Annotated in this window: 14 protein-coding genes, 1 tRNA gene and 1 pseudogene; 6 read left to right on the top strand and 10 right to left on the bottom strand. The window is 60.9% G+C overall.

Annotation, left to right across the window (positions count from 1 at the left end):
• The first annotated feature begins 39 nt into the window (after positions 1–39).
• Positions 40–270: a hypothetical protein gene (locus M3P21_RS00460; protein WP_249705917.1), complete on the top strand. Its 231-nt coding sequence runs from the start codon at positions 40–42 to the stop codon at positions 268–270.
• A gap of 128 nt (positions 271–398) precedes the next feature.
• Here M3P21_RS00460 and M3P21_RS00465 read toward each other — a convergent pair whose 3' ends face one another.
• From M3P21_RS00465 to M3P21_RS22630, 3 genes are all read right to left on the bottom strand, one after another.
• Positions 399–776, bottom strand: a complete 378-nt coding sequence (locus tag M3P21_RS00465) for a hypothetical protein (protein ID WP_249705919.1) — start codon at positions 774–776, stop codon at positions 399–401.
• An 88-nt stretch (positions 777–864) separates the two neighbouring features.
• Positions 865–939: transfer RNA gene (locus M3P21_RS00470), tRNA-Asn, on the bottom strand.
• 257 nt (positions 940–1,196) lie between these two features.
• Positions 1,197–1,556 carry a CHAP domain-containing protein gene (locus M3P21_RS22630; protein WP_308445899.1) on the bottom strand — a complete coding sequence of 120 codons (360 nt, stop codon included), beginning with the start codon at positions 1,554–1,556 and terminating at the stop codon, positions 1,197–1,199.
• A 451-nt stretch (positions 1,557–2,007) separates the two neighbouring features.
• Between M3P21_RS22630 and M3P21_RS22705 the strand changes: the two are divergent.
• Positions 2,008–3,083: pseudogene (locus tag M3P21_RS22705) on the top strand (transposase).
• A gap of 536 nt (positions 3,084–3,619) precedes the next feature.
• On the opposite strand, the gene M3P21_RS00490 reads toward M3P21_RS22705, so the two are convergent.
• Complete coding sequence (locus M3P21_RS00490; RefSeq protein ID WP_249705921.1) at positions 3,620–4,168, bottom strand: peroxiredoxin; 549 nt, start codon at positions 4,166–4,168, stop codon at positions 3,620–3,622.
• 251 nt (positions 4,169–4,419) lie between these two features.
• On the opposite strand from M3P21_RS00490, the gene lipA reads away from it, so the two are divergent.
• Positions 4,420–5,370: a lipoyl synthase gene (lipA, locus tag M3P21_RS00495; RefSeq protein ID WP_249705923.1), complete on the top strand. Its 951-nt coding sequence runs from the start codon at positions 4,420–4,422 to the stop codon at positions 5,368–5,370.
• A 6-nt stretch (positions 5,371–5,376) separates the two neighbouring features.
• Here lipA and M3P21_RS00500 read toward each other — a convergent pair whose 3' ends face one another.
• Positions 5,377–6,396: an alpha/beta hydrolase gene (locus M3P21_RS00500; RefSeq protein ID WP_249705925.1), complete on the bottom strand. Its 1,020-nt coding sequence runs from the start codon at positions 6,394–6,396 to the stop codon at positions 5,377–5,379.
• A gap of 174 nt (positions 6,397–6,570) precedes the next feature.
• Here M3P21_RS00500 and M3P21_RS00505 point away from each other — a divergent pair, with 174 nt between their 5' ends.
• Positions 6,571–7,206, top strand: a complete 636-nt coding sequence (locus M3P21_RS00505; protein WP_249705927.1) for a TetR/AcrR family transcriptional regulator — start codon at positions 6,571–6,573, stop codon at positions 7,204–7,206.
• On the opposite strand, the gene hpt is transcribed toward M3P21_RS00505, so the two are convergent.
• The gene (gene hpt / locus M3P21_RS00510; RefSeq protein WP_249705928.1) at positions 7,207–7,746 is read right to left on the bottom strand and encodes a hypoxanthine phosphoribosyltransferase; all 540 of its coding nucleotides are present in this window, start codon (positions 7,744–7,746) and stop codon (positions 7,207–7,209) included.
• A 74-nt stretch (positions 7,747–7,820) separates the two neighbouring features.
• Here hpt and M3P21_RS00515 point away from each other — a divergent pair, with 74 nt between their 5' ends.
• Together M3P21_RS00515 and M3P21_RS00520 are read left to right on the top strand one after the other, a co-directional pair.
• Complete coding sequence (locus M3P21_RS00515) at positions 7,821–8,267, top strand: type II toxin-antitoxin system RatA family toxin (protein ID WP_249705929.1); 447 nt, start codon at positions 7,821–7,823, stop codon at positions 8,265–8,267.
• Between the two features lie 36 nt (positions 8,268–8,303).
• Positions 8,304–9,599, top strand: coding sequence for an MmgE/PrpD family protein (locus M3P21_RS00520; protein WP_249705930.1), 1,296 nt, complete (start codon positions 8,304–8,306; stop codon positions 9,597–9,599).
• 66 nt (positions 9,600–9,665) lie between these two features.
• Here the strand turns inward: M3P21_RS00520 and M3P21_RS00525 are convergent, their stop codons facing one another.
• The 4 genes from M3P21_RS00525 to M3P21_RS00540 form a co-directional block, all read right to left on the bottom strand.
• A complete protein-coding gene (locus M3P21_RS00525; protein ID WP_249705931.1) occupies positions 9,666–10,847 on the bottom strand; it encodes an ammonium transporter in 1,182 nt (393 codons plus the stop codon).
• Positions 10,848–11,027: 180 nt separating this feature from the next.
• A complete protein-coding gene (locus tag M3P21_RS00530) occupies positions 11,028–11,507 on the bottom strand; it encodes a CinA family protein (RefSeq protein WP_249705932.1) in 480 nt (159 codons plus the stop codon).
• Positions 11,504–12,001 (bottom strand): phosphatidylglycerophosphatase A family protein, encoded by a 498-nt coding sequence (locus tag M3P21_RS00535; RefSeq protein ID WP_249705933.1) that lies wholly within the window; start codon positions 11,999–12,001, stop codon positions 11,504–11,506. The genes M3P21_RS00530 and M3P21_RS00535 overlap by 4 nt, the downstream gene beginning before the upstream one ends.
• Positions 11,998–13,131 (bottom strand): bifunctional 2-C-methyl-D-erythritol 4-phosphate cytidylyltransferase/2-C-methyl-D-erythritol 2,4-cyclodiphosphate synthase, encoded by a 1,134-nt coding sequence (locus tag M3P21_RS00540; protein ID WP_249705934.1) that lies wholly within the window; start codon positions 13,129–13,131, stop codon positions 11,998–12,000. Before M3P21_RS00540 ends, M3P21_RS00535 begins: the two co-directional genes overlap by 4 nt.
• Between the last annotated feature and the right edge of the window lie 144 nt (positions 13,132–13,275).

The following is a 13,275-nucleotide window of genomic DNA, read 5'->3' on the forward strand; positions in this document are numbered from 1 at the left end:
CCGCCACTCAAGATTCACCTTGCCAAACAGAGACCGGATATGACGTCAGCAGACCTCGGGTTCACCTATCAACGGCTCAAAGGCGGCGACGTCAGGATCGCCCATCATGGCAGGCCCGCAACAACGCTGCGCGGGGACAAGGCCGAGTGGTTTCTGGAGGATATGGAGACCCTGAACTTCAATTCCCAGCAGCAGGAGATGGCCCGGATCACCGGCAATTATCGCCGGGGCAACGAGCGTCAGGCGAAATCACACCCTCGGAACCGATAGCGTGTTTTGACAAGGGGTGCGGGCAGAGAAACACCGGAGCCCGCCGCGAGAAAAATACCATACTGGACGGTGTCGCCGCTGAATGCTGCGATGCCGGGGTTTTCCAACCCCAGGAGTTTCCAGCATGGTTAAGTAAGCAACACGGATTTTGCGGTTCGCCGCCGCCGTTGAGGATCGGCCCATCTATGTCGGGCCAGATCCGACGCTGCGATTTCAAATCGCACCAATTCGGACAAAACCCGTTCCATCAAACCTGTTTCCATGTTCCCGACGCCACTCGCATAGTCAAGGGCAAGGGTGCTGAGCCACGTCAAACGGCGGGCCAGCACCTCGGCCTCACGGACCACGTCGGTTCGCAAGGAAAAAACGAGAAACGGGTTTGAAGCCATTTTCGAAAATAAATCGGCAAACGACGACGCCAATAAAAAGACGAAGCCCGACTTTCCAAATGCAGGATGTTGTTTTTTCTTCTCAATGCTCCGACTCCCGCAAGCGACGTGTGTCATCGGATGTGTTAGAGAATGTGCCCAGAACGACGAAAGCGCCCCAAGGTGGAGCGCTTTTACGTTTATTACCAATCCCTTGTGGGATTTTTGGCTCCGGCGGTAGGGATCGAACCTACGACCAATTGATTAACAGTCAACTGCTCTACCGCTGAGCTACGCCGGAACGGTTCGCGCCGTATAGCAACCCCGATTCAGGGCGTCCAGTGGGGAAAACCAAAAAAATGCGCCCCGTTTGCGTCCGCATTCCTTGGGCGCTCGCGTCAGGTAGTTCATCGGTGGCTTGATGTCGGAAGAGCGGACGATTCTGCCGTTCGACTTCCCGGCGCAGACGGTTGGTGTCTGCGTTTCGCGACCGAGGTGAGAACCACCAGTGGCCTATTCCGCGGGGTCGCCGCAGACGCGAAGAAAGTTTGGGTCAGGCTACCCGTCGACATTCGGATATATGAACCCGTTTACCGGGTAGAAACTGCCATACCGGCCCGGCTGGCTTTCGACCCGGACCAGCGTCCAATCGTTGTTTTTGGACACGTCCTTGACGCCCATTTTCAAAGATACCTTATTGCGGTGCCAGTTAGCGTGGTTCACGACGACTTCCCGGTCGGTGACAACGTCGGACACGACAGCCACATGGCCCAGCGGCATCCCGCGGGTCGCGCGAAACGACATCACCGCGCCGACAACCGGTTCGGTGCCCCGCTCAAAAGTAGTGCGCGCCTTGCCCCACCAGTCCTTGGCGTTGCCGCGAATTTCGATGCCGCTGAGGTTTCGTGCGTAAGGCACGCACCACACCCTTTGTCCCCGGGCCCGCTTTTGGGCGACCTCGCGCAGCGCCATTGACTGACGTTCCGGATCGAGATCCGCATCGGCTGAGCTTTGGGCGCAGGCAGAGACAAGGCTGAAAAGCCCCACCGCAAACGCCGTTCGGGCGAAGCCGGACAGGCGCGGCCAGATCGTATTCGTATTGCGTGCTTTGTTTTGCAAGAAGCTTTATTGCCGGTTCGAAGATTCACGGGTTTTTACGGTGATCTGATCGAAAATGAAAGGATGCCTGGCAGTTCTCCGGCGGGATTCTGCCAGTTCCCTGTGTCGCATTTTGGCCAATGGCTGGGCCAAAAGACGCATATACGCCCGTAGTGACGAATGCTGCGACTGAACAAGAGGTCTGCTATGGCCCGAGGCTGTGTAAAAATTCCTGATGAGACATGTCTGTAGACAATGACCGGAGGCAGGCATGTCGGGCTATTTCGAGGGTTCGGATCGGGGGCAGAAGACGCTGTTTCCAGACCGGGTGGAAGGCTGGATCAGCAAAGAAAACCCTGTCCGCATCATCGACCTTTTCGTGGCTGAGATCAATCTTGCGGAAATCGACTTCGCGCGCACGTCCCCGGCGCAGATGGGCGTCCGGGGTTTCATCCGCCGCTTCTGCTGAAGCTCTTCATCTAGGGCTTTCTGAATCGGGTGCCATCCAGCCCCGGGCGCTGGAGCGGGAGGCCGGGCGCAATGTCGAGGTGATGTGACTGGTGGAGCGATTGGCCCCGGACCACAAGACGATTGCCGATTTCCGGCGCGACAACGGTGCTGCGATCCGGAAGACCCGCGCGCAGTTCGTGGAGCTCTTCCGCCGGATCGGCGTGATCAATGCCGGACACGAGCGCGAGCAACTGTCGCCGGTGGCCAGCGGAGCGAGATCTACGCTCGGGCACAACGAGATGAGCGCAATCGCCTCTCTCGTGCATGCTGCGCATACACTGTCGGGCAGTGGATAAAAATGATTTCAGCGACCGTGAATTCCTGGCCTGTCACGAAGATGGCATCACGCCGATCCTTCCCCGGCCCGAGACCTCGGGCAACCGGCGCAAGGGTATGTATGTGCAGGCCGACTTTGCCGATGACGCAGATGCGAATGTCTGCCGGTGCCCAGCAGGCGAAACGCTGACATACCGATACACCACCGAGGAAGGCGGCCTGGCGGTGCAGCGTTACTGGACCAATGGCTGTCAGGCCTGTCCGATCAAGGCACGCTGCACCACCGGCAAAGAGCGCCGGCTCACCCGATGGGAGCACGAGCATCTGATCGACGACATGCGCGACCGCATGAGCTGCGATCCCGAGGTGACGGCGCTCAGGCGGAGCACAGTCGAGCATCCGTTCGCCATGCTCAAGGCCTGGATGGGGGCAACGCACTTCCGGATGCGACGGTTGAGACGCGTCCGCACCGAAATGGCATTCCATGTTCTCGCCCAAAACATCAAACGCATGATCAACAGGGCGGGAGTTCGCAGACTTCTGGCCGCCATTCCGGCCTGACCCAAGGGCGCTTGGCTCAAATTACCCCCGCAAAGCAACAAGAAACCCTGTTTCCCACGCTTTTCCGGCCCGTAGGGCACCGACGCGCCCCGGAAACCAGGGCGCCCAGAGCAAGCCAGAGAGACACTCTCAACGCAGAGCAACCAGGCAAGTCTCCACACACCCTCAGCTCGAACCTACCATTTTGCGATCTATCATGACTAAGCTCCGTTCGGGTTCGCTTCGATGGTGGATTGCGGCCTTCGTCCTGCGCTTGATCTGCCAAATTACATTGAGAGTTATCCGGTCATGATTTTTTCAGAAAGAACGATAATTGACCTCGTTGAAACCAAGGATGCTGAGCAGATTTACCAATACTACCATCGCAACAAAAACACCTCTGTCCTTGAGACCATCTCGTTCGAAGGACCACCATAGCCTTGCGGCATGGCAGTCTCGCGCGGAAAGTCAGGAAAACAGCGGCAAGGCCGGGACCTCGTACCACTTCGCGGTAAGACTTTCCCCCAGCATGGTGAATTTTTGCCTTATGTCAGGCGTTACGCCAGTTCCGGCTCTTTCTGTTCTGCCAGATGGGCCAGGACCGTCTCGGGCGACGAGACGCCATAGGGGTCTTCGGGGCAGTTATCCATCAGGCCGGGCTCCTCGAACCACGCCTCGACCACGCCGTCCGTGACGATGGCGGCGTAGCGCCACGAGCGCATGCCGAAACCCAGATTGTCCTTGTCGACCAGCATGCCCATCTTGCGGGTAAATTCGCCCGAGCCATCAGGGATGACCTTGACGTTTTTCAGGCCCTGCGCTTCGGCCCATTTGTTCATGACAAAGCTGTCATTGACCGACAGGCAGTAGATTTCATCAATGCCCTGCGCCGCGAAATCGGCGTGGCCGTTTTCAAAGCCGGGCAGTTGATAGGTCGAACAGGTGGGGGTGAATGCGCCGGGCAGCGAGAACAGAACAACGCGTTTGCCGGCGAAGTAATCACCGGTGGTCACATCCTGCCAGCGGAACGGGTTCGGCCCTTCGATCGCCTCATCGCGGACACGGGTGTGAAAGGTGACGTCGGGCAGTCGGGTGCCGGTTTTCATCTGAGATCTCCTCATCGGAACTGTTTTCGCGGCATGGGTTAAAATGATTCCAAACCGGTCGCAAGGCGGTCTTGCTGCAAATGCTCGATAATAAATTCGGGTATAATACCAGCATGTTCGATCTGTCTGCTTGCCGGGTATGCTGCGCTTGCGAAATTGCCGCGCATAGCGGCCATGCAGCACTGGCTGTTTGCCTCTGGGCGAATTATGGTATGCACAAGCAAGCTGACCCTAGGTGAGGACGCAAACCCGTGCGCGATCTGAAAATCCCCGAGCAACGCCACCCCGAAAAGGCGCATCGCCCGGATAATGCCCAGCCCAAGAAGCCAAGCTGGATCCGGGTCAAGGCACCGGGTGGCAAAGGCTATGCCGACACCCGCAAGATCATGCGTGACAACAACTTGACCACGGTCTGCGAAGAGGCGGGCTGCCCCAATGTGGGCGAATGCTGGTCGCAGGGCCACGCCACCATGATGATCATGGGCGAGATCTGTACCCGCGGCTGCACTTTCTGCAACATCGCCACCGGCAAGCCCGACACGCTGGATGCGTTCGAGCCTGGCCGGGTGGCCCATGCGGTGCAGAAACTGGGGCTGAACCATGTGGTGATCACCTCGGTTGACCGCGACGATCTGGAGGATGGCGGGGCCGATCATTTCGCCCAGACCATTCGCGCGATCCGCCACCGTTCGCCTGCGACCACGATCGAGATTCTGACGCCGGATTTCATCAAATGCGATGACAGCGCGCTTGAGATAGTGGCCGAGGCCAAGCCGGATGTGTTCAACCACAATCTGGAAACGGTCCCCGGCCTTTACCCCGAGGTCCGCCCGGGTGCGCGCTATTTCCACAGCTTGCGTCTGTTGCAGCGGGTCAAGGAGCTGGACCCGTCGATCTTCACCAAATCCGGTATCATGGTCGGCCTGGGCGAGGATGCGCAGGCGGTGCGGCAGGTGATGGACGACATGCGCGCCGCCGATATCGATTTCCTGACCATCGGCCAGTATCTGCAACCGACGCCGAAACACCACACGGTGGATCGCTTTGTCACCCCGGATGAGTTTGCGACCTATGAAAAGGCGGCCTTTGGCAAGGGCTTCCTGATGGTCTCGGCCACGCCGCTGACCCGCTCGTCGTATCATGCGGGCGATGATTTCGCCCGGCTGCGCGCTGCTCGGGACGCGCAACTGGGCAGGGCATAAACGCTTCTAAAGAATGTTTTCGCGCAGGATCTGCACCACTTCTTCATATGCGCGCTGAGCCGCAGGGACGTTCTTGGCAAAGTGAATGAACGGGTGAACGAGGTCCTTCTTCAGGCGAACATCCGCCCTCACGCCAGCCTTTTTCAGCTTTTCACCATAGGCCAGACCTTCGTCGCGCAACGGGTCAAACCCGGCAATCATCAGCGCGGCAGGGCAGACCCCCTCGACGTTTCCAAGCAGCGGTGAGGCCATCGGGTCCAGCGCATCTGCTTCGGTGCGCAGATAGTGTTCTGTGTACCATTCCATCTCTGGTTTTTCGAGAAGGAAACCCAGATCGAACAACTCGTAGGAACGGGCCTGTTTGCTCAGATCGACCCATGGCACCCAGAGCATCTGGAACTTGGGCGGATGGTTTGCGTTCTTGCGCTGCTGTGCGACGACTGCGGAGATGTTGCCCCCGGCGCTGTCGCCTCCTACCGAGATCCGGTCGGGATCGAAGCCCAACTTTGCCGCCTGCGCGGCGACCCCGTCATAGGCGGCCAGACAATCGTTGATGCCAACAGGGAACTGGTGTTCGGGTGACATACGGTAGTCCACCGCGAGGACGGCGCAGCCGACGTCCAGGGCGATCTTGTTGCAGACTTCACGATGCGTGACGAGCGATCCCATGGCGTGGCCGCCACCATGATAAAAGACAAAGACAGGAGCCTTTTCCGGCAGGTCCTTGGGACGATGGATTTCGCAATTGATCGGCCCGTTTGGCCCATCAAACACATGTGTTGTGATGGGCACGTCACGGCTGAGCGGATAGGCCAGCCAGTGGGCCTTGGTGTCATAGTCTTCGCGCTTCTGCTTGATTGGCGGAATGACACCGGGCGGGTCGGTGAAGTTCTTGACCATGAAATTGACCAGCGGGTCCAGCTTCTGGCCGTCGATTTCAATCGGCGGGCCGCTCAGCATACGCAGGATCGGGGTGGGCAGCTTGCAGGTTGTGCGGGCCGCAAATCTGAGGATGGCGTTCTTCATTTGGTGTCTCCGTAGCATGGGTGGATTCGAAACGGGAATATTATTCGGAAAATACGGAGCGCGCATATTCTGTCAACAAATAAAAATAATGCTCTTGTTTTGACGTTGCGGTATACTGGATTTGGCAGGGATTGCCTGACACAAGGCATTGGAAAGCAGGGATTCGAATTCATCATGAGATCAGGATCAGTGACCGACACCGTGCAGCAGATCACCCGCCGACCGCAGCAAAAGCGCGGCAAGGCCAAGTTTGAAGCGATTCTAGACGCGACCAAGTCCATGATGGTCGAAAGCGGCAGCGTCGGGCTGCGCATTCAGGATATCTCGGCACGATCAGGTGTCAGCGTTGGCGGGATTTATCAGTATTTCCCGTCCAAGGAGGCCATCGTTCAGGAAATCGCGGATCGCTACAATGACTGGGTCGGCGCGTTGATCTTCGCTGATCTGACCGAAGTCCCCGAGGATGCTGCAGGGTTCGAGGCCCTGTTTCGCGAGATTTTTGAGGGCTATGCCAAGGCGCATCTGAGCGATGAGCACTCATTGGGCATTTTCCTGTGCATCTCGTCGGAACAGACCCTGATGCAGCGCAGCATGGAGGCTTCGATGGATCACGCGCAGAAGATCACCGAAATCACTGGGCATTTGTTCCCACAATGGAGCGAGGCGCAATTCACCCAGCGGATCTATCTGGCGATGGTCATGTCCCGCACACTGGTCGAGGCGGCCCTGGCCGCGCCCGAGGCAGACCGGGCGGCGCTGCTGGACACCGGATTTGATATTCTGATCACCAGTTTCCGGCGGGCAGAATGATCACCCGGTGAACCGCACCTTGCCGATGAAGGGCAGGTTGCGATTGCGCTGCGCATAGTCGATGCCATAGCCCACGACAAATTCATCGGGAATCTCGAACCCGATCCAGTCGGACCGGAAATCCACCTCGCGGCGGCTGGGCTTGTCGAGCAGGGCGATGGATTTCAACCGCTTCGGCTGGCGGCTGCGCAGCAGGTGGGTGACATGGTTCAGCGTGTGGCCGGTGTCGACGATATCCTCGACCACCAGCACGTCGCGCCCTTCGATGGCGCCGCGCAGGTCCTTGAGAATGCGCACTTCGCGGCTGCTTTCCATGGCGTCCCCATAAGAGGACGCCTCAAGGAAGTCGACCTCGATGGGCAGGTCCAGCTCGCGCACCAGATCGGCGATAAAGACGAAACTGCCGCGCAGCAGGCCAACCACGACAAGCTTGTCGGTATTGCCGAACTCGTCAGTGATATTGCGGCAAAGCTCCTCGATCCGGGCGGCGATGGCCTTGGCCGAGATCATCTCATCTATCACATATGCGCGGTCGCTCATCGCTGCCCCCTTGATCTTTTGCGCCCAACATACGACATCACGCGCCATTGTCATGTGAGAAGACGCCACACCCGATGCCAAAACACTCCGAGACCAGACGCCTGCCATATAGTGCCCAGCAGATGTATGATCTGGTGGCGGATGTGGGCAAATACCCCGAATTCCTGCCCTGGTGCGCGGCGGCGCGTGTGCGGCGGACCTATGATGATGGCCGGGCGCGGGTGATGGAGGCAGACCTGGTTGTTTCCTTTCAGGTGTTCCGCGAGAAATTCGGCAGCCGTGTGACGCTTTATGACGCCGACCACCGGATCGACACCGAATATCTGGACGGCCCGTTCAAATACATGAAATCCAACTGGGGTTTTGCGGATGTGCCTGATGGCGGCTGCGACGTTTCCTTCCATGTGAAGTTCGAATTCAGGAACATTATGCTGCAAACGGTTATCGGCATGGTGTTCAACGAGGCGATGCACCAGATCGTGCGCGCCTTTGAAGAGCGCGCGAAGGTGCTCTACGGATAGGCTTTACCACGCGCGGGCGGGCGCTAGACTGCGCCCATGACCAATCTGACATCTCAGCTTGCCCGCTTTGCCACCGGTCCCATCACCACCACTGCTGCCGCGCGCCTGATCACCGCCCTGTCGGTGCTCGACTGGTTTTCGGTCGGCCGCGCAGGCGCCGATGAACCGGTGGCGCACATCATCCGCGACACGGTGTTGTCCGAGGGTGGGGCGGGGCAGGCGCATCTCTTTGGTGGCTCTGCCGCGCCCGTGCGGGCGGCGGCGCTGGCCAATGGCACCATCTCTCATGCGCTGGATTATGACGATACACATTTTGCCCATATCGGCCATCCCTCGGTCGCGGTGATTCCGGCAGCGCTGGCACTGGCCGAGCTGCGCGAGGTGCCGCTGGTCGATCTGCAGGAGGCCGCGCTGGTCGGCATGGAAGTCTCGATTCGCGTCGGCCTCTGGCTGGGTCGCGCCCATTATCAGACTGGCTTTCACCAGACCGCCACCGCCGGGGCCTTTGGCGCGGCGGCGGCAGCGGGGCGGCTTGTTGGGCTGACACCGGATCAGATGGCGCAGGTGTTCGGGCTGACCGCCACCCGCGCGGCGGGGCTCAAGGCGCAGTTCGGCACCATGGGCAAGCCTTATAACGCCGGTATCGCCGCAAGCTGCGGGGTTGAGGCCGTGCAATTGGTGCAGAGGGGATTCATCGCCAACCCCGACGCGATGGAGGGGGCGGCGGGGTTCGGTGCCACCCATCACGGCGCAGATGATCGCGACGCGGCGCTGGAGGGAATTGGCGAGACCTGGCTCTTCGAAAGCGTCAGCCACAAGTTCCACGCCTGCTGTCACGGGCTGCATGCGGTGCTTGAGGCGGCGCGCAGCCTCGACATTGCTGAACCGGAAGTGGCCGAGATGACGGTCAAAACCCATCCGCGCTGGATGAGCGTGTGCAATCAGCCCGCGCTCACCACCGGGCTGGGCGCGAAATTTTCCTATCGCACCGTGCTGGCGATGCGGGCGCTGGGATATGACACGGCGCGTCTGGATAGTTACTCCGAGAAGGTTTGTGCCGACCCAAGGCTGCAACGCCTGCGCGATCACATCTCCGTCGAGGCCGACGAGACCCTGTCCGAAACACAAGCGCATCTGAGCGTGCTGCGCCGCGACGGGCAACGGCTGGAGGCCAGCCACGACCTGAAGGAACCGCTGTCGCTGGCCGCGCGCGAGGATCGCGTGCGCGCCAAGTCGGCCACACTGATCGGGGGGCAATTGAGCGATGAGATCTGGTCGCTGCTGCGCACCGGTGGCTCGGCGGCCGAACTTGCCGCGCGGATGGCGGAATAGCAAAAGCGGGCCTCGGTCGAGACCCGCTTTCCGGCCGTTTCCGGCCTGACGCAGCACAAGGTGGGCTCAGCTGGTCATGTCGTAGGCGCGCTCTCCATGCACCGAGAGGTCGAGCCCGTTGGTTTCCGTCTCGGCGTCTACCCGCAGAGGTGTGACCAGCGCAACCAGTTTCACCAGAATCACGGTCGCCACCACGGTGAACAGCCCGACAATCGCCAGCCCGCCAAGCTGCGCGGTCCAGGTGCCCTGACCGAAGACGGCGATCATGATGGTGCCGAAGATGCCACCAACACCATGCACGGCAAAGACATCCAGCGTGTCATCTATTTTCAGCATGTTGCGGACCAGATTGACCGCTTCCTGACACAGGATACCGGCGACAAATCCGATGATCAGCGCCTCGATCGGACCAACAAAGCCACTTGCCGGGGTGATCGAGGCCAGACCGGCGATGGTGCCGGTGACCAGACCCACCATCGAGGCCTTGCCGTATTTGATCTTCTCCCACAGCGCCCAGCTGAGCGAAGCGGTTGCCGCCGAGAGATGGGTGACGGTCAGCGCCATCGCCGCGCCGCCATCGGCCGCCAGTTGCGAGCCACCGTTGAAGCCGAACCAGCCGACCCAGAGCATCGCTGCCCCGATCATCACAAAGCCCGGGTTGTGCGGCGGCGTGGTGTGGTTGCGGCGCGGGCCGAGGAAGACGGCAATCACCAGCGCCGCCAGACCGGCGGTTTCATGCACCACGATGCCACCGGCAAAGTCGCGCACGCCGATCTCACCGAAAATGCCGCCGTCCGACAGGAACCCGCCGCCCCAAATCCAATGCACCACGGGCGCATAGACCAGCAGCATCCACAGGCCCGAGAAGGTCAGCACAAAGCCAAAGCCGATGCGTTCCACATAAGCGCCGACGATCAGCGCGGGCGTGATGATCGCAAAGGTCATCTGGAAGGCAAAGAACAGTACCTCGGGCAGGGTGCCTGCCAGCGTCTCGGGCGTGATGCCCAGCAGGAAGATCTTGTCCAGCCCGCCCCAATAGCCGCTGGCGCCGCCACCAAAGGCGATGGAATAGCCCGCGACGAGCCACAGAATGCTCATCAGACAGGCAATCGAGAAACAATGCATGAAGACGCTGAGCACATTTCGGGCGCGCACGAGCCCGCCGTAAAACAGCGCCAGTCCCGGCAATGTCATGAAAAGGACCAGCGCGGTTGCCACGATGATCCAGGCTGTGTCGGCTCCGTTCATGAACCGATCTCCTTTTCTGCCTGCGCGCGATGCAGGTGCATCGCGGGTGAGTGAAGTTGCAGGCGGTTCAATCGGAGGAACGGTGGGGAAAAAAGAGGCAGAGGCCAGAAAACCAGCCCATTTTGCACGCTTTTTGTACAGCGGCTAAAAATTGGGCGGTTTTCGGCGCGGGCGGGTCACTTATTGATCGCTGCGCGAAGCGGCCTTGACCAGACAGGCCAACGCGTGATCGCGGGCGGCCTCGCGCACCTTGTCGCGCCCCAGCGCGCCGAATTCGATGGTTTCGGCGCAGGTCCGCGCGGTTTTGGTGGCGATTGCGAAGCAAACCCGCCCCTCGGGCTTGAACTCGGACCCGCCGGGGCCTGCGATACCGGTGATCGAGACGGCGATGTCCGCCGCGCTGTGCGCCAGTGCCCCCTCAGCCATCTCTGCCGCAACCTCTTCGGACACCGCGCCATGGACGGCGAGCGTTTCGGCGTTGACGCCCAGCATCCGCTGTTTGGCGGTGTTGGAATAGGTGACGAAGCCGCAATCGACCACGTCCGAGCTGCCCGCAATGTCGGTCAGCGCCGCAGCCACCATGCCACCGGTGCAGCTTTCGGCGGTGCAGATGCGCAAGCCTCGCGCGCGGGCCAGGGCCAGAAGCGCCTCGGGGGTCACAGCCCCAGCACCCCATGCGACAGGAAGGCCAGCGCAACGACCCCGATGGCGGCAAAAATACCGGCGATCAGGTCGTCCAGCATCACGCCCAGCGGATCACCGCGCCGGTCGGCCCAACCGATGGGGCCCGGTTTGGCGATATCGAACAGGCGAAACAGCAGAAACGCCGCGATCCAACCGGGCCAAAGCGCCGAGATATCCAGCCCATGGGCCCAGGCCGGAGCCGAAACCGCCCAGAGCGCCACGAACTGCCCGGCGACCTCGTCGATCACGATCTCGGAGGGGTCGTGGTCGTCGCTGTCCCTGGTCATCACATGCGTCGCCCAGTTTCCGACCAGAGCCACCAGCAACGTCGCCAGAAACAGCAGGGGAAAGCCGCCCAATTGATGCAGCACCCAGGCCATTGGCAGCGCCGCCAGCGACCCCCAGGTGCCCGGCGCAGGCCGCAGGTAGCCGACGCCGCCCACCGTGGCGATGATCTGCGCCAGCCTCATGTCCGCACCAGACAGGCAGTGGCAATGGCGGCGATGCCTTCCTCGCGCCCGATGAAGCCCAGCCGCTCCGAGGTGGTAGCCTTGATCGAGACCTGATCGGGTTCCAGCCCCATGATCCGCGCCATTTCCGCTTGCATATCAGCGGCATGCGGCCCGATCTTTGGGTGCTCGCAGACCAGCGTACAATCGATATTGGAGATCCGGTAGCCCTGTTCCCGGGCCAATTTCACCGCATGGGCCAGGAAAATCTCGCTTGCCGCGCCTTTCCATTGCGGGTCCGAGGGCGGAAAGTGCCGCCCGATATCCCCTTGCGCCAGCGCGCCATAAATCGCGTCGGTGACCGCATGCATACCCACATCGGCATCCGAATGCCCCTGCAGCCCGCGCCCATGCGGGACGCGGCAGCCGCACAGGATCACATGATCGCCCGGCCCGAAGCGATGCACGTCATAGCCATTGCCCAGTCTCACATCCATGTCGTGTCCCAATATCCTTTCTGCGCGGGCGAAATCCTCGGCTCGCGTGATTTTCAGATTGTCTGCCGCGCCCGGAACGATGGCAACCTTCATGCCTGCCGCGCGCGCCACTTCGACATCGTCGGCGGCCTCACCGGTGCGGGCCTCATGCGCGGCGCGGATCAGGTCATAGTGGAATCCCTGCGGCGTCTGTGCCGCATAAAGCCCCATGCGGTCGCGCGTGCCCTCGACAATTCCGTCGGTCCCTGACCAAAGCGCATCACTTACCGCCAGCCCCGGTGCGGCGGCATCGTGACTGTCGAGCGACTCCAGCACCGCACGAATAAGCGCTGCGCTCACACAAGGGCGCGCCACATCATGGATCAGCACCCGCGTCACGCCGCGCCCCTCCAGCGCCCGCAACCCGTTGCGCACCGAGTCGGCGCGTTCGGCGCCCCCCTTGGCAAGCAGCAGATCGGTGGCGCCGAACTCGGCCCAGGCCTCGGCATTGTCCGGCGGCAGGACCAGTACCAGATGCGCGATCTCGGGCAGGCGGAAGCGATCCAGTGTCCAGTCGACCACACGCCGACCCGCCAGCGGTCGCCATTGCTTGGGCAACCCGCCACCGGCCCGGCGTCCGCGTCCGGCGGCAACGATGATGGCGGCTATTGTCATGGGCGATGTGCTCCTGCTGGGGTCGGGCTCTGTTTAGGACCAGAGAGGGCCAAGGGCAATCACTCCGATCATCTGCCTAAAAATTGTGCAGACGCGATTGCAGCAGGTCAAATACACCCCGGTTTTCTTGTGCATTTCACAGGG

It is taken from the genome of Ruegeria spongiae (assembly GCF_023502395.1).
GTDB lineage: Bacteria > Pseudomonadota > Alphaproteobacteria > Rhodobacterales > Rhodobacteraceae > Ruegeria_C > Ruegeria_C spongiae.

Coding starts and splice junctions, on each gene's coding strand:
- M3P21_RS00460 (WP_249705917.1), top strand. CDS start 40: ATGACGTCAGCAGACCTCGGGTTCACCTATCAACGGCTCAAAGGCGGC.
- M3P21_RS00465 (WP_249705919.1), bottom strand. CDS start 776: ATGACACACGTCGCTTGCGGGAGTCGGAGCATTGAGAAGAAAAAACAA.
- M3P21_RS00490 (WP_249705921.1), bottom strand. CDS start 4,168: ATGAAAACCGGCACCCGACTGCCCGACGTCACCTTTCACACCCGTGTC.
- M3P21_RS00500 (WP_249705925.1), bottom strand. CDS start 6,396: ATGAAGAACGCCATCCTCAGATTTGCGGCCCGCACAACCTGCAAGCTG.
- M3P21_RS00505 (WP_249705927.1), top strand. CDS start 6,571: ATGAGATCAGGATCAGTGACCGACACCGTGCAGCAGATCACCCGCCGA.
- hpt (WP_249705928.1), bottom strand. CDS start 7,746: ATGAGCGACCGCGCATATGTGATAGATGAGATGATCTCGGCCAAGGCC.
- M3P21_RS00515 (WP_249705929.1), top strand. CDS start 7,821: ATGCCAAAACACTCCGAGACCAGACGCCTGCCATATAGTGCCCAGCAG.
- M3P21_RS00520 (WP_249705930.1), top strand. CDS start 8,304: ATGACCAATCTGACATCTCAGCTTGCCCGCTTTGCCACCGGTCCCATC.
- M3P21_RS00525 (WP_249705931.1), bottom strand. CDS start 10,847: ATGAACGGAGCCGACACAGCCTGGATCATCGTGGCAACCGCGCTGGTC.
- M3P21_RS00535 (WP_249705933.1), bottom strand. CDS start 12,001: ATGAGGCTGGCGCAGATCATCGCCACGGTGGGCGGCGTCGGCTACCTG.
- M3P21_RS00540 (WP_249705934.1), bottom strand. CDS start 13,131: ATGACAATAGCCGCCATCATCGTTGCCGCCGGACGCGGACGCCGGGCC.